This is a genomic window from Serinicoccus shuyuelongi, assembly GCF_045032955.1.
Taxonomy (GTDB): Bacteria; Actinomycetota; Actinomycetes; order Actinomycetales; family Dermatophilaceae; genus Ornithinicoccus.
On sequence record NZ_JBJFZU010000010.1, the window covers coordinates 15,125 to 33,063 of the forward strand.

A 17,939-nucleotide genomic window follows, 5' to 3' on the forward strand; every position below is an offset into this window, starting at 1 on the left:
GGCGGTCCATCGCGCGTGCGCGTAGCAGCCGTGGTGGGATGGGGCAAGTCGCGACCCTGGGAGGTTCGACCTCCTTCAGAGGGTGCCTATGGTGGGTATGCCGAGGCCGGGTCCGGGGGAGGACCGCGGTCGGCGCAGCCGAGGGAGCGAGCAGTCCGGCCGCTCCCGCTGAGACGAGGAGCCCATCCATGTCCGCATCGCGCACGAGCCTGATCGGAGTCGCGGCCGCCGCCGCGCTCGCCCTGTCCGCCTGTGGTGACGACGGTGGGTCCGAGGCCGGGGGAGAGCCCCAGCTGGTCGAGGACGGCACGCTGGTCGTGGCGATGAGCGGTGAGTTCCAGCCGTTCAGCTACTTCGAGGGCAACGAGCTCACCGGCTTCGACTACGACATCGGTGTCGCGGTCGCCGAGGAGATGGGTCTGGAGATGCAGTCGGAGACGGCCGCCTTCGCCTCCCTCATCGGCGGCGTCCAGGCCAACCGCTACGACGTGCTCATCGCCTCGATGACGCCGACCGAGGAGCGTGCGGAGGCGGTCGACTTCACCGCCGGCTACTACAGCTCCGGCGCCCAGGCGTTCGTCCCCGAGGGCACCGAGTGCACCGACATCACCGAGCTGGACAGCCCCACCATCGGGGTCGCCACCGGCACCACGTACCAGACCTACCTCGAGGAGGAGGGCGGCGACTGGGTCGGTGACGTGCGCACCTTCGACTCCGACGTGGTGGCCCTGCGTGACCTGGGCACCGGCCGGCTGGACGCGGTGATGACCGACCGGCTGGTGGGCCTGCACCAGATCGAGGAGGCCGGCCTCGAGGTCGTCGAGTGCGGCGACCCGCTCTACACCGAGGAGCCCGCCTTCGCCGTGAAGAAGGACAACACCGCGTTGGTGGAGGACCTCGACGAGGCGCTGCAGGCGATCATCGAGGACGGCACCTACGCGGAGATCAGCGAGCGGTACTTCGGCCAGGACATCTCGGGCGACGTCGCCGGCTCGTCCGGCGACTGAGGCCGAAGTCGTGGACTTCCTCTCCCTCTTCGGGGAGTATGCGCCGCTGTTCCTGGAGGCCACCTGGGTCACCCTCAGCCTGACGGCGGTGTCCCTGGTGCTGGCGATGGTGGCGGGGGCGTTCGTCGCCTGGCTGGCGATGAGCCCGATACGACCGCTGCGGTGGTTGGCGACCGCCTACATCGGGCTGGTGCGCGGGACCCCGCTCATCACCCAGATCTTCATCATCTACTTCGGCCTGGCCTACGTGGTGACCCTGCCGGCCTTCTGGGCCGGGGCGCTGGCCCTCGCGTTCCACAACTCGGCCTACATCGCGGAGATCATTCGCTCCGGCTTCCAGGCGGTGCCGAAGGGAGCCACCGAGGCGGCGCGGTCACTCGGGATGTCGCGGCTGAAGACCCTCAAACGGGTGCAGGCGCCGCTGGCGCTGCGGATCACGCTGCCGGTGCTGGGCAACCAGTACATCATCGCGGTGAAGGACTCCTCGTTGGTCGCCTTCATCGGCATGACGGAGCTGTTCCGCACCTCGCAGAACATGGCGGCGTCCACCTACCAGCCGCTCACCTCCTACGTGGTGGTGGCGATCTACTACCTGGCCATCGTGCTGGTGCTGACCCTGCTGGTGAACCGGCTGGAGGCGCGGCTGAGCAAGCACCGCCGCCCCGAGGTGCAGGCGAAGGCCAAGCTGAAGAGCGAAGGAGCGTTCTGATGACGAGCGAGGACAGCACGGCGACGACCGGTGAGCCCGTCGTCCGCCTGCGCGGCATCGTCAAGGCCTTCGGGTCCACCACGGTGCTGGACGGGATCGACCTGGACGTGGCACGGGGAGAGGTGGTCTGCCTGATCGGGCCTTCCGGTGCCGGCAAGTCCACCCTGCTGCGCTGCATCAACGGCCTGGAGCGCATCACCGGCGGAAGCATCGACGTCGGTGGGCAGCGGCTCAGCTACGACGAGAAGCACCTGAACGGGATCCGGTCGCGCATCGGGATGGTCTTCCAGTCGTTCAACCTGTTCCCGCACATGACCGTGCGGGAGAACATCTGCGTCGCGCAGCGGGAGGTCCTCGGCCGCAGCGCGGCGGAGGCCCGGGACCGGGCGCATACCCTGCTGGAGCGGGTGGGCCTGGACCACAAGGCGGGCGCCTACCCGGACAACCTGTCCGGCGGGCAGCAGCAGCGGGTGGCGATCGCCCGGGCCCTCGCGATGGACCCGGCGCTGATGCTCTTCGACGAGCCCACCTCGGCGCTGGACCCGGAGCTGGTGGGTGAGGTGCTCAAGGTGATGAAGGACCTGGCGTCCGAGGGGATGACCATGGTCGTGGTGACGCACGAGATGCGCTTCGCCCGGGACGCCGCCGACCGGGTGGTGCTGCTGGCCGACGGCGGGATCGCCGAGCAGGGCCCGCCCGAGAAGGTGCTGCTGCAGCCCAGCAGCGCCCGCGGTCGGGCGTTCCTGCAGGAGATCGGTCAGGCGTAGCGGCCGCGGGGACGCCCCCTCACCGCGTCTCCTTCCTGGTCCGGCGCCGCCTCGGGCAGCTCGTCCCGGGTGGGGGTGGCCTCGTCCAGCTCGACGGACAGCCACCCCTGCCCGGTGGGGCGGGGTGCCACCTCCACCGGGCTGAGGGCGGGGTGCTCGGACTCGGCCAGGCCGAGCTCGTGCATCCGACGGGACGTGACCATCACCCGTGACTCCAGCGTCCCGACGAGCTGGTTGTAGGTCTCCACGGACCGGCGCAGGGACGTGCCCATGCCGTGCATGTGCTTGCCCACGGTGCCCAGACGTCGGTGCAGCTCGGTGCCGAGGGTGAGCAGTTCACGGGCGTTCTCGGCAAGCGCGTCCTGCTGCCAGGCGAGCGCGGTCGCCCGCAGCACCGCCAGCAGGGTGGCGGGGGAGGCGAGCACCACCTTGCGCGACTGCGCGTGGTCATAGAGCTCCGGTGCCGCCCTCAGTGCGGCGGCCAGCACCGCGTCACTGGGGACGAAGCAGATGACCAGCTCGGGGGAGCTGCGGAAGGCGCTCCAGTACTCCTTGGCGGCCAGCGTCTCCACGTGGCCGCGGAGCGCGGCTGCGTGCTCGCGGAGCAGCCGCTCGCTCTCCTGGTCCGGGACGTCCGTGCCCTGGGCCCGCAGGAAGGAGCTCATCGGCGCCTTGCTGTCCACCACGATCGCCCGGCCACCGGGCAGCCGGACCACCGCGTCCGGTCGGACCCGGGCGTCGTGCCGGCTGATGGCCCCGACCTGCTCGTCGAAGTCGCAGTGCGCCAGCATGCCGGCGTGCTCCATCACCCGGCGCAGCTGCAGCTCCCCCCAGGTGCCCCGGGTGCCGGAGGAGGAGAGCGCACCGGCCAGGCTGGCCGTCTGCTGCTGCAACGTGCGGGTCTGCACCACCACCTGGGCCAGGTGCTCTCCGACCTGCCCGAACTGCTCCACCCGGTCCCGCTCCAGCGCGCGGACCTGGGACTCCACCCGGTCCAGTGACGCCCGCAGCGGGCCCAGCTCGGCGGCGGTCCGGGAGTCGGCCTCCCGGGCGTCCAGCCCAGACTGCTCGTCCTGCTCCAGGCGGGCGACCTCGGCGAGCGCCCGGTCCCGCTCGGCCCGGACGAGGGCCGCCTCGGTGGCGGCCCGCGCCAGCCGAGCGTCGCCCAGGACGCGGGTCAGCAGGACACCGAGGGCCAGCCCGAGCAGCAGGGTCACCAGCAGCGGGGCGAGGTCGGTGAGCGCCAGGTCCGTGGTCATGCGCACACCCTTGCAGGCAGCACCGACAACCGGCCAAGGAGACAGGCATTGACAGCCGTCCCCCGCTGACGTACGTTCTCCGACGAAACATGAATCACCTTTCATGTTGCCAGCACGAAGGAGTGTTCCCGGTGACTGCACGACCCGTCAGACTGATCGCCCTGATGTCCGCCACGGCGGCGTTGGCCCTGGCCGGCTGCGCCCCCTCGACCACGGGTGGAGGTGAGGACGCGGACGCCTCCGCCGGAGGTTCCGCTGGAGCCGACACGGCACGCGTGGGCATCATCTACTCCGAGACCGGGCCGCTGGCCGCCTACGGGGAGCAGTACCGGGCCGGTCTCGAGGCCGGGATCGAGCACGCCACCGGCGGCACGGGGGAGGTCGACGGCACCACCATCGAGGTCGAGTACCGCGACGATGCCGGCAGCTCGGACACCGCCGTGGCCGTGGCCAAGGACCTCATCGGCCAGGACTACCGGATCCTGGGCGGCACCGTCGCCTCCGGCATCGCGGTGGCCATGGCCGAGCAGGCCGCCCAGAACGAGGTGCTCTACATCGCCGGCCCCGCCGCCACCGACGCCATCACCGGTGTCAACGACTACACCTTCCGCTCGGGGCGGCAGAGCTTCCAGGATGTCGCCACCGCCGGGGCGATGCTCGAGGACCGGTCGGGCAAGGTCGTCGTGTTCACCCAGGACAACGCCTTCGGCCAGGGCAACCTGGCCGCGGTCGAGGCGGTGCTCGGGTCCGAGGGTGCCGAGGTCGCGAGTGTGCTCGTCCCGGAGGACGCGACCGAGTTCACCGGGTTCGCGCGTCAGGTCGTCGACGAGGACCCGGACCTCGTCTTCGTCGCCTGGGCAGGAGCTACCGCCGGCAACATGTGGCAGTCGCTCTCCCAGCAGGACGTCTTCGACTCCGCCCCCGTCGTGACCGGGCTCGCGGACTCCGCGACCTACGCCGCGTACGGGTCCGCCGGTGAGCAGATCTCGTTCCTCTCGCACTACTTCCCCAGCGCCCCGGACAACGAGGTCAACCAGGCGCTGGTGGACTCCGTCACCGAGGCCGGGGGCACCCCCGACCTCTTCACCGTGGACGGCTTCGTCGCGGGGCAGATGATCGTGCAGGCCGTGGCCGAGGGCGGAGACGACATCGACGCCATGATCGAGGCCCTGGAGGGGTGGGAGTTCGACGGTCCCAAGGGGCGGACGACGATCCGCGCCAGCGACCACGCACTGGTGCAGGACATGTTCACGGCCCGCCTCGTGCAGGAGGGCGAGACCTGGACCCCCGAGGTCATCGACACCTACCCTGCCGAGCAGGTCGCGCCGCCGGAGGCGTCCGGCGAGTGAGCGCGCCCACCCAGGAGGACGAAGGCGCGTCGAGCCCTCCCGCGCCGCACGCCCTCGAGGTCCGGGACCTCTCGCTGCGCATCGGCGGCGCGCAGATCCTCGACGGCATCAGCTTCACGGTGCCGGCCGGTCAGATCGTGGGGGTGATCGGCCCCAACGGAGCGGGCAAGACGACCCTGTTCAACCTCGTGTCCGGGGTGCACCAGCCGTCCGGAGGACAGGTGCTGCTCTCCGGAAGGGACGTCACCCGCTCGAGCATCAGCCGACGTGCCCTGGCCGGGCTGGGCAGGACCTTCCAGACGTCGTCCCTGTTCCCTGGCCTGAGCGTGCACGAGAACGCCCGCCTGGCCGCGCAGGTCCGTCAGGGAGGTTCCGTCTCGCTGGTGAGGTTCCCCCGGCGGACCGACCCGGCCAGCCGTCGTGCCGACCAGCTGCTGGAGGAGGTCGGTCTGGCGCACCGGTCGGGTCACCGGGCCGGTGATCTGCCGCACGGGGACAAGCGCAAGCTAGAGATCGCCATGCTGCTCGCCACGGACCCACAGGTGGTCCTCCTGGACGAGCCCATGGCCGGGGTGGCGTCCGGGGACGTCCCCGGGCTCACCGAGGTCATCCGGGGTCTGCACCGCGACCACGGGTGCACCGTGCTCATGGTGGAGCACCACATGGAGGTGCTGCTCGGCCTGGTGGAACGGGTCGCCGTCCTGCACTTCGGACATCTGCTCGCCATCGACACCCCGGAGGCCGTGATGGCCGACCCCACCGTGCAGAGCGCCTACCTCGGGGAAGCGGTGTGAACGCGCCCAGGACCCAGGCGTCCTCCCGGGCCGTCGGCGAGGACCAGGCCGTGCCGGTGCTCCGGGTCCGCGGTCTCAGCGCCCACGTCGCCGGTCAGCAGGTGGTCGAACACGTCGACCTGGACGTCGCACCGGTGGGCGTCACCGCGCTGCTGGGGCGCAACGGGGTGGGCAAGACCTCCACCATCAAGGCGGTCCTCGGGCTGATCTCCCGTACCGGGACGGTGGAGCTGCAGGGGGACGAGGCCACGGCGTTGCCGACACACCAGATCGTCCAGCGCGGCGTCGGGTACGTCCCCGAGGACCGTGAGGTCTTCGCCGGGCTGTCCGTGACCGAGAACCTGCGACTGGCCGAGCGGCGCGGCAGCGAGCACCGCTACGACCTCGTCTACGACCTGTTCCCCGAGCTCAAGGAGCGTGGCGGTCAGGCGGCCGGCACCCTCTCCGGCGGCCAGCAGCAGATGGTGTCCCTGGCCCGGGCTCTGCTCAACGAGAACCGGGTCCTGCTCATCGACGAGCCGACCAAGGGCCTGGCCCCCCGGCTCGTGCAGGAGGTCAGCCGAGCCCTGGACAGAGCTGCGCAGGTGGCCCCTGTCCTGCTCGTCGAGCAGAACCTGCAGGTGGTGAAGGACCTGGCCGAGCACGTCGTCGTCCTCACCGACGGGCGCAGCGTGCACCACGGGTCCGCCGCGGAGTTCCTGGCCGACGGTGAGCTGACCCAACGGCTGCTCGGGGTGCACGGCGACCTCCGCGCGCAGGACGACAGGGGACCGGTATGAGTACCGTCGTCCTGCTGCTCATCACCGGGGTCGGTCTCGGTGCCATCTACTTCCTGGTGGCCTCCGGGTTGTCCCTCATCTACGGGCTGATGCACGTCCTGAACTTCGCGCACGGCGTGTTCCTCTCGCTCGGTGCCTTCCTGGGTCTGGAGGTCGCCACCCGGCTCGGGGCCACCACCTGGACCGGGTTCGCGGCCTCCCTGCTGGCCGGGGCACTGGCCGGCGCGCTCTTCGCTGCATTGACCGAACGGCTGCTGGTGCAGCGGCTCTACGAGCGGCACATCGAACAGGTGCTCGTGACCGTCGGCCTGGGTCTGGCCGCAGTGGCCCTCTTCGACGGCATCTGGGGCACCGACCCACGCTTCATCCAGGGTCCAGCCTGGATGGGCAGCACCACCGACGTCCTCGGGGCCAACGTGCCCAACGACCGCTTCGTCGCGATCGCGGTGGCCGGGGCGGTGCTGGTGGCGATGGTGCTGTTCCTGCAGCGCACCCGCTACGGCATGATCATCCGCGCCGGGGTGGAGAACCGGGCCATGGTCACCGCCCTCGGGATCGACGTGCGCACCGCGTTCACCCTGGTCTTCACGATCGGCGGCATCGCCGCCGGCCTGGGCGGGGTGCTGGCGAGCCACTACTTCGGCTACGTCTCACCCTTGCTGGGCCAGACCCTGCTGGTCTTCGCCTTCATCGTGACCGTCATCGGTGGGCTGGGCTCCCTGACCGGGGCGGCGATCGCCTCGGTACTGGTGGCTCTGCTGCAGCAGTTCGCCAACTACTACCTCGCCGGCACCGGCGACCTCGCCGTCGTGGTGCTGCTCGCGGTGGTCCTGCTCACCCGACCCTCCGGCCTGATGGGGAGACGCTCATGAGCACGCTGGTCCGCCGCGCCGCGCCCTTCGTCCTGGTGGTGCTCCTCGCCTGTCTGCCCCTGCTCGACCTCCGGCTGCCCGGGCTGCTGCCCGGCCCCACCTACACCCCGGGGACGTTGCACCTGCTGGCGCTGGCGATGGTGATGGCCGCACTGGCCCTGTCCTACCACCTGCTCCTCGGGGTGGCCGGGCTGCTCTCGTTCGGGCACGCGCTCTACTTCGGCCTGGGGGCATACCTGCTGGGTGTCGTGATGGGGGAGCTCGGGCTGGGCCTGCTGCCCTCGGTGCTGCTGGTGCTGCTGGTGGGAGTGGTGGTGTCCACCCTGCTCGGCGCGATCAGCCTGCGGGTGAGCGGCATCCCCTTCGCCATGGTGACCCTCGCCTTCGCCCAGGCGGGGTCGGTGCTCGTCCGGCGCGACCCGGGACGGGTGACCGGTGGCGAGGAGGGGCTGCGTCTGCCCACCGACCAGGTCCCTGACGTGCTCGTCGGGGTGGCCAACACCCGGCACCTCTACTGGCTCGCCCTCGCGGCGGTGGTCCTGGTCTTCCTGCTGGTCACCTGGGTGCAGCGCAGCCGAGCCGGTCGGGTGGCCGAAGCGGTGCGGGAAAACGAGCTACGGGTCCGGGTGCTCGGTATGCGGCCGTTCCTCGTCAAGCTGGTGATCTTCGTCGCCGCGTCCGTCATCGCCTCCGGGATGGGCATGGTGCACCTGCTCCTCAACTCCGGTGCCGTGCCGCACATCGTCAGCGCAGAGTTCACCATCTCCCTGCTGCTCATGGTGGTCATCGGCGGGGTCGGGTCACGCTGGGGCGCGGTCGCCGGAGCGGTGCTCTACGTGCTGCTGAACCAGCGTCTCACCGCCCTGGTGCAGGCGCCGTGGGTGCACGACCTCCCTGCGCCGCTGCGGATCCCCCTGTCGGAACCGATGTTCGTGCTGGGCACCCTCTTCGTCCTGGTGGTGCTCTTCCTGCCGGGAGGGATCGCCGGCACCGTGTCACGAATGGCCGGTCGCGGGCGCGGCGCGCCCGACACTGACACCCTGGACGGCGTGGACGACCAGGAGAGCGACCGGATGCCACCCGTCGACGCGGGTGCACGATGAGCGGGCCGCCGGCGGACGACGACCTGCACACCCTGGGGAGGTGGCCGGCCGACCGTGCCCGGATCACGCCTGGGCAGCGTGCCGTCGTGGACCGGGGCGTCGTGCTCACCTACGGCGAGCTGGAGACGAGGGTCGAGCGACTGACCCGCGCGCTGCTCGAGGCGGGCGTCGGACGGGGGCGTCGGGTGGCCACCCTGGTCGGCAACAGCGCCGACCAGGTGGTGCTCCTCTTCGCCTGTGCCCGGGTCGGGGCCGCCCTCGCGCCGCTGTCCTGGCGGCTGACGGCCTTCGAGCTGGCACGCCAGGTGGAGCTCCTCGACCCGGTCCTGCTGGTCGTCGAGGAGGAGACCGCGCCACTGGCCAGGGCGGTGGGGGAGCGCCTGGCGCACCGGGTGGGGACGGCATCCCTCGGTGACCTGGACCGGCCCGGCGCCGTGCGCGAGGTGACCGGCCTGGGCGCGGTCCCGCAGCAGCAGGTCCGGGACGAGGACCCCTTGCTCGTCGTGTTCACCTCCGGCAGCACGACGGCCCCGAAGGCGGCGGTGCTGTCCCACCGCACCTGCTGGTGGACCAACCTGTCGTTGTCGCGCACGCTGGAGCTGACCGAACGGGACGTGGTGCTGGCCGTGCTGCCCCAGTTCCACGCCGGCGGGTGGAACATCCAGCCGCTGCTGGCGTGGTGGACCGGCGCGACCGTGGTGCTGGAGCGGACCTTCGACCCGGGCCGTGCGCTCAGCCTCATCGCCGAGCACCGGGTCACCACGATGATGGGGGTGCCGACGCAGTACCTGCTGCTCGCCGAGCACCCTGACTTCCGCGACGCCGACCTGACCAGCCTGCGCAGCGCGGTGGTGGGCGGCGCGCCCATGCCGCCGCCGCTGCTGCGCACCTTCCACGCCCGGGGCGTCGCCCTCACCCAGGGCTACGGCCTGACCGAGGCGGGCCCCAACGTGCTGTGCCTGCCGCCGCACCAGGCCACCGAACGCGCCGGGTGGGCGGGGGTCCCGTACCCGCACGTGGAGGTCGCGTTGGCCGACCCGGTCACGGGAGAGCTCCGCACCGGGGCAGGGACCGGTGAGCTGCTGGTCCGCGGTCCCGGGGTGTTCACCGGCTACCTGCACGACCCGGAGTCCACCGCTGCCGTGCTGCACGACGGGTGGCTGTGGACCGGTGACGTGGCGGTCCGTGACGACCAGGGCTACCTGCGCATCGTGGACCGGCTCCGGAACATCTACATCAGCGGTGGGGAGAACGTCGCCCCGGCAGAGGTCGAGGCCACCCTGCGGCGGCACCCGGCGGTGGCGCAGGCCGCCGTGGTCGGGGTGCCGCACGAGCGCTGGGGAGAGGTGGGGACGGCGCTCGTGGTGCTGCGCCCGGGGGCCGCAACCGACGAGCGCGACCTGCTGGAGCACTGCCGGGCGTCGCTGGCACCGTTCAAGGTGCCGGATCAGGTGATCACGGTCGCGGAGATCCCCCAGGTGGGGATCGGCAAGGCTGACCTCGTCGCGGTGCGAGCCCTGGTGCAGCGTGCCCGCACTGAGGAGGCCCGGACATGAGCGCGCAGGAGCCTGCCACCGTCCGGCCGGCGCCGCGCACCGCACGCGGCGCACGCACCAGGGCGCGACTGCTCCAGGCCGCGGAGGACGTCTTCGCGACGGTCGGCTACCCCGACGCCTCCATCGTGCGCATCACCGAGCTCGCCGGGGTGGCCCTGGGCACCTTCTACGTGCACTTCACCGGCAAGAAGGAGATCTTCGACGAGGTGGTGCGTGACCTGTCGCGGCGGGTCCGTCAGGCCATGAGCGAGGCCTCCACGGCGGCCGGCACGCGACTGGAGGCGGAGCGTGCGGGTTTCCGGGCCTTCTTCGCCTTCACCGCCGAGCACCCGGCCCTCTACCGCATCATCCGGCAGGCGGAGTTCGTCTCCCCGGAGGTGATGCGCGCGCACTACGACGACATCTGCTCGGGGTATGCCGCGGGGCTGGAGCGCGCCGTCGACCAGGGGCAGGTCCGCGACCTCGACCCGATGGTCGCCGCCTGGGCGTTGATGGGGGCGGGGGAGCTGATCGGGATGCGCTGGGTGCTCTGGGAGCAGGCCGGGCAGATCCCCGAGGAGGTCTTCGAGCAGCTGATGAGGTTGATCGAGGGGGCGCTCGCGCCCACGACGAACGGAGAGCAGGCATGACGCGCACAGCGATGGTGACGGGTGGGGCGAGCGGCATCGGTGCCGCCGTCGTCCGCCGTCTGGCGACCGACGGTTTCACCGTGGTGGTTGCCGACCGGGACGAGGAGGCCGCCCGGGAGGTGGCCGAAGAGGTGGGAGGCCGGGCCTGGGGGGTGGACCTGTCCGCCACGGCCGCGCTGGACGACCTGTCGCTGGAGTGCGACGTGCTGGTCAACAACGCCGGGGTCCAACGGGTGGCCCCCGTGCAGGAGCTGGACCCGGAAGACTTCCGGCTCATCCAGCGGCTGATGCTCGAGGCACCGTTCCTGCTGGCCCGGGCGGCACTGCCGCACATGTACTCCCGCGGGTGGGGGCGGATCGTCAACATCAGCTCCGTGCACGGGCTGCGGGCCTCGGCCTTCAAGTCGGCCTACGTGGCGGCCAAGCACGGGCTGGAGGGGCTGTCGAAGGTGATCGCGCTGGAGGGGGCCACCCGCGGGGTGACCTCGGTCTGCGTGAACCCCGGGTACGTGCGTACCCCGTTGGTGGAGGCGCAGATCGCCGACCAGGCCCTCGCCCACGGCATCGGGGCGGACGAGGTCGTCGAGCAGGTCATGCTGACCCGGTCCCCGGTGAAACGGCTGACCGAGCCGGCCGAGGTGGCAGCGCTCGTGGCCTTCCTGGTCTCGGAGGAGGCCGCGATGGTGACCGGGACGTCCTACGCGATGGACGGCGGGTGGACCGCACAGTGAGCACCACGACGACGCCCCTGCCGCCGTCCGTCCAGGACGTCGTGGGTCCGCACCACCGCACGGTGCCGGTGCCCGTCGACGGAGGGACCCTGCAGGTCGGGGTCTGGGAGCCGCCGGGGGCGGACGGGAGGACCCCGACCGCGGTGCTGGTGCACGGGATCACCGCCTCGCACGTCTCCTGGGCGGCGCTGGCCGCTGCCCTGCCCGGCACCCGCCTGGTCGCTCCCGACCTGCGCGGCCGGGGCCGGTCCCGTGACCTGCCCGGGCCCTACGGGATGCCCCGCCACGCCGCGGACGTGGCCGCGACCCTGGAGCACCTGGGTCTGTCCGACGTGGTCGCGGTGGGCCACTCGATGGGCGCCTTCGTCGCGCTCGTGCTGGCCGACCGGCACCCCGGTCTGGTCCGGTCGCTGGTGCTCGTCGACGGGGGTATGCCGCTGCTCCCGCCTCCCGGCGTCGCTCCGGAGGACGTCGCGGCCGCGGTGCTGGGGCCGGCCGCCGACCGGCTGCGGATGAGCTTCGCCAGCCAGGAGGCATACCGGGACTTCTGGCGCGAGCACCCGGCCCTTGGCCCGGGGTGGGACGACCTGCGCACCGCCTACGTCGACTACGACCTCGTGGGTGCGGCGCCGGAGCTCCGGCCGTCAACCCGGACCGCGGCGCTCGAGGAGGACATCCGGGAGCTGGTCGACGGGAGCTCGGTGCAGCGGGCGCTGGAGCGGCTGGACCGGCCCGTGACCTGGTTCGTCGCTCCCCGCGGCCTGCTGGACGAGGTGCCTCCGCTCTACCCGGACGCGGCGCGGGCCAGGTGGACCGGGCAGCTGCCCACCCTAAGGATGGTGCCGGTCGTCGAGGTGAACCACTACACGATCGTGCTGAGCCGTCCGGGTGTCGAGCAGCTGCTGCCCCACCTCGGACGGCACCTGGCGGGGGAGGGCCTCCCGGACGACTAGACTCCTGACCCCGTGGCACTCACCATCGGAATCGTCGGCCTGCCCAACGTGGGCAAGTCCACGCTCTTCAACGCGCTGACCAAGAACACCGTGCTCGCGGCGAACTACCCGTTCGCCACGATCGAGCCCAACATCGGGGTGGTCCCGCTCAAGGATCCGCGGCTGGACCGGCTCGCCGAGATCCACGGCAGCGCCAAGGTGCTGCCCGCGACGGTGAGCTTCGTCGACATCGCCGGCATCGTGCGGGGTGCCAGCGAGGGGGAGGGGCTGGGCAACAAGTTCCTGGCCAACATCCGCGAGGCGGACGCGATCTGCCAGGTGGTGCGGGCCTTCCGGGACGACGACGTGGTGCACGTCGAGGGCAAGGTCAGCCCGGTCGACGACATCGAGACGATCAACACCGAGCTGGTGCTGGCCGACCTGCAGACGCTGGAGAACGCCGTCCCGCGGGTGGAGAAGGAGGTCAAGGGCAAGCGTGTGGACAAGGAGGTCCTCGACACCGCGCTCGCCGCGCAGAAGGTGCTCGAGACCGGGGACACGTTGTATGCCGCGGGCGCCGCGGCCGGTGTCGACCTCGGGATCGCCCGCTCGCTGGGCCTGCTCACCACCAAGCCCTTCCTCTACGTCTTCAACCTGGACGAGGACGGCCTCACCGACGACGCGCTGCACGACGAGCTCGCCGCGCTGGTCGCTCCGGCCGAGGCGATCTACCTCTCCGCCAAGCTCGAGGCCGACCTGGCCGAGCTGGAGGACGACGAGGCAGCAGAGCTGCTGGAGTCCGTCGGTGTCACCGAGCCCGGGCTCGACCAGCTGGCCCGGGTCGGCTTCACCAACCTGGGGCTGCAGACCTACCTCACCGCCGGCCCCAAGGAGTCACGCGCCTGGACGATCCGCCAGGGCTGGACTGCGCCGCAGGCGGCCGGGGTCATCCACACCGACTTCGAGCGCGGCTTCATCAAGGCCGAGGTGGTCTCCTACGACGACCTGGACTCGCTGGGGTCGATGAGCAAGGCCAAGGAGGCCGGCAAGGTGCGGATCGAGGGCAAGGACTACGTGATGGCCGACGGTGACGTGGTGGAGTTCCGCTTCAACGTCTGACCGGGCGCCGCCCCCTGCCCGGGCCCTCCGGCTCAGGCCAGGTGCCGCGCGAGGTGCGCGGCGATCGCCCGCTGCAGACGGATCTCGTTCTCGGGGTTGCCGAAGCCGTGGCCCTCGTCGTGGGCCAGCAGGTACTCGACCGGGACGCCCCGCCCACGCAGCGAGGTGACGATACGGTCCGACTCCTCGCGCCCGACCCGGGCATCGTTCGCGCCGTGGGCGATCAGCAGCGGGGTCGTGATCGCCTCCACCCTGCTCATCGGGGACCGGGAGAGCATGTCCGCCTCCTGCGCGGGGTCGTCCGGGTCGCCGACGTAGGCGAGCCAGTTGCTCGCGATGTACGGACGGCTCACGGGCGGGAGGCTGCGTAGGAAGCTCGACAGGTCCGCGATGCCGACGAGACTCACGGCAGCGGCGAAACGCTCCGGGGTGAAGGCTGCGCCGACGAGAGCGGCGTACCCGCCGTAGGAGCCGCCGATGATCGCCACCCGGTCCGGGTCGGCGATGCCGTGCTCGACGGCCCAGTCGACCGCGTCCAGGAGGTCCGTGTGCATGGCCCCGGCGAACTCGCCGCGCGCCGCGAGGGTGTGGCGCCGGCCGCAGCCGGAGGATCCGCGGAAGTTCACCTGCAGCACGGCGTGGCCACGGTCGGCCAGGAACTGGGCCTGCGCGCTGTAGCCCCAGCTGTCGTGCGCCCAGGGTCCGCCGTGGACCACGAGTGCCAACGGGAGCTTCCTGGCAGGTATGCCGACGGGCAGGGTGAGGTAGCCGGGCAGCGGCAGCCCGTCCCGGGCGAGGAGCCGGATCGGCTCCATCGGTGCGAGATGCGCGGTGTCCAGGTGCGGGTAGGGCGGGGACAGGCGGCGGCTGCGCCCGGTGGCGTGGTCGTACAGCCAGGCCTCCGGTTCGCGGTCGTGGAGGAAGGTAGCGACCCAGCGCGTCCCGGAGGTGTCAGAGCTCAGGGAGCCGAGAACGCCGTCCGAGAGCGCGGCGAGCGCCGGGTATACCTCGGCGAAGCCCGGGTCCACCACCTCGATGTGCGGATGGGGCCCGGTGAAGCGGGCGGCGAGGATCTCCCCGGTCGCACGGTCGGTGACCAGGGTCGGCGGCAGCACGCCGGGTGCCAGCACGCTCATGATGTCCAGGCTCCGCCCCGGGACCGCGGCCAGCACGCTCACCTCCGCGGACTCCCGGTCGACACGCACCAGCTGCAGGTCGTCGCCCTCGAGATAGAGGCTCAGGATGAGACCGGTGCCGTCAGGGGTGGAGCGCTGCACCTCGACGCCCATGGGTTGCTCGGCCCCGCCGGTGCGCAGCAGCAGCCGCTGCTGCCCGGACTCCGGGTCGATCGCGCAGAACTCGGTGCTCCCGTCCTCGGTGACCCTGGAGACGAATGCCGGTTCGCCATCGCGGTCCAGCAGCAGGTCCACCCCGGCCTCGGGCTGCTCGTGCAGCAGGGTCATCCGGCCTGAGCCCACGTCGATCAAGAACGTGTCCAGGTGCGCGGGTCGGAGGTTGATGGTGGCCAGCACCGTCCCGGGCCGAAACGGCATCGGCTCCGCGGAGAACACCCGCGACCCCGGCTGCAGAGGCGTCAGGTCCTGCAGTGCGGAGTCGGGATCGTCGAGGTCCACCCGGAACAGGTGCCAGTCCTCGTTCCCGTCGGTGTCCTGGAGGTAGAGCAGCCAACGCGGGTCGTCGCTCCAGAAGAAGGTGAGGATGCCGCGACGGGAGTCGTGCGTGACGCAGCGGGCCTCTTCGTGCTCCTGATCGATCCCTCGCACCCAGACGTTGTTCCGCCCACCTGCCGGCGCCAGATAGGCCAGCCAGGCTCCGTCGGGGGAGATCACCGGGTGTGAGAAGGCGGGGTCGAGGAACAGGTCCTCGGCCTCGAAGCGAGGGGGGACTGATGCGGCACACACGGTGATGAAGCTCCTTCGGTGAGGTGCGATCGGTGCCCTCATCCGAAACGATGCCCTGGGGGCACGGTCAAGCCTGTCTGTCCCGTCCCCCGTCCGAGCGGGGAAGATGGCCTCATGTCGGACCTGTCGAGCGACCTCTGATGGCCTGGAGCACGCGCAGACTCGCCGACCTGGCGGGCACGACGGTCAAGACCGTCCGGCACTACCACGCGATCGGGCTCCTCGAGGAGCCCGCCCGGGCCGCCAACGGCTACAAGCAGTACGGCACGTCCCATCTCGTGCGCCTGTTGCAGATCGCGCGCCTGCGCGAGCTCGGTATGCCGCTGTCGAGCGTCGCGGAGCTCGAGACGTCCGGGGAGACCTTCACGCAGACGCTCCGCACCCTCGACTCCCGGCTCGCCGCCTCCATCGCCCACCACCAGGCCCTGCGCGCCGAGATCGCCGACCTCCTGCGCCATCGGTCCGATCCGGACGTGCCGGTCGGTTTCGCCGACGTCGCGGACGACCTCACGCCTGCTGACCGCGCGATCGTCATGATCAGCGCCCGCGTCGTCGACGAGCAGGGACTGCAGGACATGCGGGCCATCGCCGCGCACCACCAGGAGGCCGACGACGCCTTCGACGAGCTGGCGGCGGACGCCCCCGCTGACGAGATCCGGGCTGTGGCCGCACGTCTGGCTCCCGTGCTCCGCACGATCCACGAGCAGTACCCACGCACCCGGACCTCTCCGCCGGGTGTTCGACGCACCTCGCTGCAGGACGTCGCCCAGGCGGTCACCGAGCTCTACAACCCTGCCCAGGTCGAGGTACTGCGCCAGGCATACCGGCTCGCGACCGAGGACCCCGAGGGCTCCGCCGAGGACACCGAGGGACAGTAGAGGCCCGGGCCGACGAACCGGCCCGGATCAGTGCAGCGGCACCGGCTGTGAGCGACGTCGCAGCAGCAGGAGACCGGCGACGCCCAGCACGCTGAGCGACACACCGAAGGTCAGGTCGGACGCCGACAGCCCGCTGGCGGAGATCCCGCCCGCCGGGCTCATGGGGTCGCCGCCACCGGCCGCACCCGGGAGCGCAGAGCCGTCCTCGGTGCTGGACGGGTTCCGCTTGCCAGGGCCCGGCACCGGGGTCTGCTCCAGCGCCTTGCGGGCCCGGTTGAACTCGGGACGGATCACGTCGGGCGCCGTCCCTGCCGTGCGCCACTGCTCCAGCTGCGGCATATCGGCGCAGGCGGAGGGGTAGGTGTCGCAGTAGCTCAGACGCGAACCCTGGGACTCCGCCGAGAGCACCGCCTTGGTGATCGCCCGCGACAGGGTGGTGGCGCCGGCGTTGAAGATCCCGTTCAGCTGCCCCGAGTCCGCGGGGTCGTTGACCTGCAGCGGCTCGCCCTCGCCGGTGGACACGGCGAAGACGGTGTCTCCGTCGCCGAGGGTGTGGATCGGGTTGATGGCCCTGGCCATGCCGTCGTGCGCGTTGCCGGACATCCGCTGGGCGGCCGCCTTCTCCAGCGGGGCGTTGGTGGCGATCACGGCGATGGTGGTGTTGAGCGACTCCTCGGAGGTGGTCTGGGCCGCGTCCGAGTCCGGGCCGGCGCACTCGGCCTCGGTGGGCACCTGGTAGCCCTCGAACTCGTCACCGATCCCGTACTGCGCGCCCCACAGGCTGCAGTCGGACGGGTCGACCGGGGACCCGGCCGGATTGACGATGACGAACGCACCGACCCAGATGCCGTCCCCGAGGTACACGCTGGCGGTGCCGACGCCGCTGCGCAGACCCCCGCCCCGCGCGCCGGTGCCGCCACCCACCGACCCCTGGCGGACGGGGCCGTCGGTGGCCGCCTCGGCCGCCAGGTAGCCCCATTCCGCGGAGGTCCGTGCCTTGGGGTCACCGCCCCGGTTCAGGTCGTAGATGTCGGCGGCCGGCACGATGGGCGCGACCCCCGCCGACCCGAGGGGGACGCCTTCGCCCCGGTCCTCGAGCCAGCGGATGATCCCGTTCGTCGCGGACAGGCCGTACATGCTCGACCCCCCGAGCTGGATGGCGTTGATGCCGGGGTTGGAGTTCAACGGGCTCAGCAGGTCCGTCTCCTTGGTGGCCGGGGCACCGCCGCGCTGGTCGACGCTGGCCACCGCCATCTCCGGGGTGTAGATGACGGTGGTGCCGGTGAGGAAGGGGGCGGTGTCGGACTGGACCTGTCCGACGTGGATGCCCGGCACGTCGGTGATGGCGTTGAGCTCACCGGGCTGTCCCTCCTCGGAGGTGGTGGTCGAGCCGGACGCGGCGGGGGCGAGGGCGAGCGCGCCCAGGCAGACCGCCAGGGCGGCGGACAGGGCGGTGTAGTGGCGGGACTGCATCGTGGTGCTCCGTTCTCCGGGTCGCACGACGGTCCCGGGAGCGGAGCGGCCGTCCGACAT

17 protein-coding genes are annotated in these 17,939 nt (G+C 71.6%); 14 read left to right on the forward strand and 3 right to left on the reverse strand.

Going from position 1 to position 17,939, the window contains the following annotated elements:
* Positions 1–188: 188 nt before the first annotated feature.
* From ACI3EY_RS11895 to ACI3EY_RS11905, 3 genes are read left to right on the forward strand one after another with little or no spacing between them, the layout of a single operon-like run.
* Positions 189–1,007: a transporter substrate-binding domain-containing protein gene (locus ACI3EY_RS11895; protein ID WP_405038416.1), complete on the forward strand. Its 819-nt coding sequence runs from the start codon at positions 189–191 to the stop codon at positions 1,005–1,007.
* A gap of 10 nt (positions 1,008–1,017) precedes the next feature.
* Entirely contained in the window at positions 1,018–1,716 is a 699-nt protein-coding gene (locus ACI3EY_RS11900; RefSeq protein ID WP_405038415.1) for an amino acid ABC transporter permease, read from the forward strand.
* Entirely contained in the window at positions 1,716–2,483 is a 768-nt protein-coding gene (locus tag ACI3EY_RS11905) for an amino acid ABC transporter ATP-binding protein (RefSeq protein ID WP_405038414.1), read from the forward strand. Before ACI3EY_RS11900 ends, ACI3EY_RS11905 begins: the two co-directional genes overlap by 1 nt.
* On the opposite strand, the gene ACI3EY_RS11910 is transcribed toward ACI3EY_RS11905, so the two are convergent.
* Positions 2,474–3,742, reverse strand: a complete 1,269-nt coding sequence (locus ACI3EY_RS11910; protein ID WP_405040524.1) for a DNA recombination protein RmuC — start codon at positions 3,740–3,742, stop codon at positions 2,474–2,476. The genes ACI3EY_RS11905 and ACI3EY_RS11910 overlap by 10 nt on opposite strands.
* A 164-nt stretch (positions 3,743–3,906) precedes the next feature.
* Between ACI3EY_RS11910 and ACI3EY_RS11915 the strand changes: the two genes are divergently transcribed.
* From ACI3EY_RS11915 to ychF, 10 genes are read left to right on the forward strand one after another with little or no spacing between them, the layout of a single operon-like run.
* Positions 3,907–5,091 carry a substrate-binding domain-containing protein gene (locus ACI3EY_RS11915; RefSeq protein ID WP_405038433.1) on the forward strand — a complete coding sequence of 395 codons (1,185 nt, stop codon included), beginning with the start codon at positions 3,907–3,909 and terminating at the stop codon, positions 5,089–5,091.
* Positions 5,088–5,885, forward strand: coding sequence for an ABC transporter ATP-binding protein (locus ACI3EY_RS11920; RefSeq protein WP_405038412.1), 798 nt, complete (start codon positions 5,088–5,090; stop codon positions 5,883–5,885). Before ACI3EY_RS11915 ends, ACI3EY_RS11920 begins: the two co-directional genes overlap by 4 nt.
* Positions 5,882–6,664, forward strand: a complete 783-nt coding sequence (locus tag ACI3EY_RS11925; RefSeq protein WP_405040525.1) for an ABC transporter ATP-binding protein — start codon at positions 5,882–5,884, stop codon at positions 6,662–6,664. Before ACI3EY_RS11920 ends, ACI3EY_RS11925 begins: the two co-directional genes overlap by 4 nt.
* Entirely contained in the window at positions 6,661–7,536 is an 876-nt protein-coding gene (locus tag ACI3EY_RS11930) for a branched-chain amino acid ABC transporter permease (RefSeq protein WP_405038410.1), read from the forward strand. The genes ACI3EY_RS11925 and ACI3EY_RS11930 overlap by 4 nt, the downstream gene beginning before the upstream one ends.
* Positions 7,533–8,639: a branched-chain amino acid ABC transporter permease gene (locus ACI3EY_RS11935; RefSeq protein WP_405038409.1), complete on the forward strand. Its 1,107-nt coding sequence runs from the start codon at positions 7,533–7,535 to the stop codon at positions 8,637–8,639. Before ACI3EY_RS11930 ends, ACI3EY_RS11935 begins: the two co-directional genes overlap by 4 nt.
* Positions 8,636–10,195 carry a class I adenylate-forming enzyme family protein gene (locus tag ACI3EY_RS11940; RefSeq protein ID WP_405040526.1) on the forward strand — a complete coding sequence of 520 codons (1,560 nt, stop codon included), beginning with the start codon at positions 8,636–8,638 and terminating at the stop codon, positions 10,193–10,195. The genes ACI3EY_RS11935 and ACI3EY_RS11940 overlap by 4 nt, the downstream gene beginning before the upstream one ends.
* Positions 10,192–10,824, forward strand: coding sequence for a TetR/AcrR family transcriptional regulator (locus ACI3EY_RS11945; RefSeq protein ID WP_405038407.1), 633 nt, complete (start codon positions 10,192–10,194; stop codon positions 10,822–10,824). Before ACI3EY_RS11940 ends, ACI3EY_RS11945 begins: the two co-directional genes overlap by 4 nt.
* Entirely contained in the window at positions 10,821–11,555 is a 735-nt protein-coding gene (locus ACI3EY_RS11950) for a 3-hydroxybutyrate dehydrogenase (protein WP_405038406.1), read from the forward strand. The genes ACI3EY_RS11945 and ACI3EY_RS11950 overlap by 4 nt, the downstream gene beginning before the upstream one ends.
* Complete coding sequence (locus tag ACI3EY_RS11955; protein WP_405040527.1) at positions 11,552–12,508, forward strand: alpha/beta fold hydrolase; 957 nt, start codon at positions 11,552–11,554, stop codon at positions 12,506–12,508. The genes ACI3EY_RS11950 and ACI3EY_RS11955 overlap by 4 nt, the downstream gene beginning before the upstream one ends.
* Positions 12,509–12,520: 12 nt before the next feature.
* Positions 12,521–13,606, forward strand: a complete 1,086-nt coding sequence (gene ychF / locus ACI3EY_RS11960) for a redox-regulated ATPase YchF (RefSeq protein WP_405040528.1) — start codon at positions 12,521–12,523, stop codon at positions 13,604–13,606.
* A gap of 32 nt (positions 13,607–13,638) precedes the next feature.
* Here ychF and ACI3EY_RS11965 read toward each other — a convergent pair whose 3' ends face one another.
* On the reverse strand, positions 13,639–15,528 hold the full coding sequence (locus ACI3EY_RS11965) for a S9 family peptidase (protein ID WP_405040529.1): 1,890 nt from the start codon (positions 15,526–15,528) through the stop codon (positions 13,639–13,641).
* A gap of 140 nt (positions 15,529–15,668) precedes the next feature.
* Between ACI3EY_RS11965 and ACI3EY_RS11970 the strand changes: the two genes are divergently transcribed.
* Positions 15,669–16,406 (forward strand): MerR family transcriptional regulator, encoded by a 738-nt coding sequence (locus ACI3EY_RS11970; protein WP_405040530.1) that lies wholly within the window; start codon positions 15,669–15,671, stop codon positions 16,404–16,406.
* 27 nt (positions 16,407–16,433) lie between these two features.
* Here the strand turns inward: ACI3EY_RS11970 and ACI3EY_RS11975 are convergent, their stop codons facing one another.
* Positions 16,434–17,879, reverse strand: coding sequence for a P1 family peptidase (locus ACI3EY_RS11975; protein ID WP_405040531.1), 1,446 nt, complete (start codon positions 17,877–17,879; stop codon positions 16,434–16,436).
* Positions 17,880–17,939 lie beyond the last annotated feature (60 nt).

What these genes read in the sequence shown, in the direction of transcription:
- ACI3EY_RS11950 (WP_405038406.1), top strand. Translation starts at nt 10,821, where the DNA reads ATGACGCGCACAGCGATGGTGACGGGTGGGGCGAGCGGCATCGGTGCC.
- ACI3EY_RS11930 (WP_405038410.1), top strand. Translation starts at nt 6,661, where the DNA reads ATGAGTACCGTCGTCCTGCTGCTCATCACCGGGGTCGGTCTCGGTGCC.
- ACI3EY_RS11975 (WP_405040531.1), bottom strand. Translation starts at nt 17,879, where the DNA reads ATGCAGTCCCGCCACTACACCGCCCTGTCCGCCGCCCTGGCGGTCTGC.
- ACI3EY_RS11940 (WP_405040526.1), top strand. Translation starts at nt 8,636, where the DNA reads ATGAGCGGGCCGCCGGCGGACGACGACCTGCACACCCTGGGGAGGTGG.
- ACI3EY_RS11915 (WP_405038433.1), top strand. Translation starts at nt 3,907, where the DNA reads ATGTCCGCCACGGCGGCGTTGGCCCTGGCCGGCTGCGCCCCCTCGACC.
- ACI3EY_RS11970 (WP_405040530.1), top strand. Translation starts at nt 15,669, where the DNA reads ATGGCCTGGAGCACGCGCAGACTCGCCGACCTGGCGGGCACGACGGTC.
- ACI3EY_RS11945 (WP_405038407.1), top strand. Translation starts at nt 10,192, where the DNA reads ATGAGCGCGCAGGAGCCTGCCACCGTCCGGCCGGCGCCGCGCACCGCA.
- ACI3EY_RS11935 (WP_405038409.1), top strand. Translation starts at nt 7,533, where the DNA reads ATGAGCACGCTGGTCCGCCGCGCCGCGCCCTTCGTCCTGGTGGTGCTC.
- ACI3EY_RS11895 (WP_405038416.1), top strand. Translation starts at nt 189, where the DNA reads ATGTCCGCATCGCGCACGAGCCTGATCGGAGTCGCGGCCGCCGCCGCG.
- ACI3EY_RS11910 (WP_405040524.1), bottom strand. Translation starts at nt 3,742, where the DNA reads ATGACCACGGACCTGGCGCTCACCGACCTCGCCCCGCTGCTGGTGACC.
- ACI3EY_RS11905 (WP_405038414.1), top strand. Translation starts at nt 1,716, where the DNA reads ATGACGAGCGAGGACAGCACGGCGACGACCGGTGAGCCCGTCGTCCGC.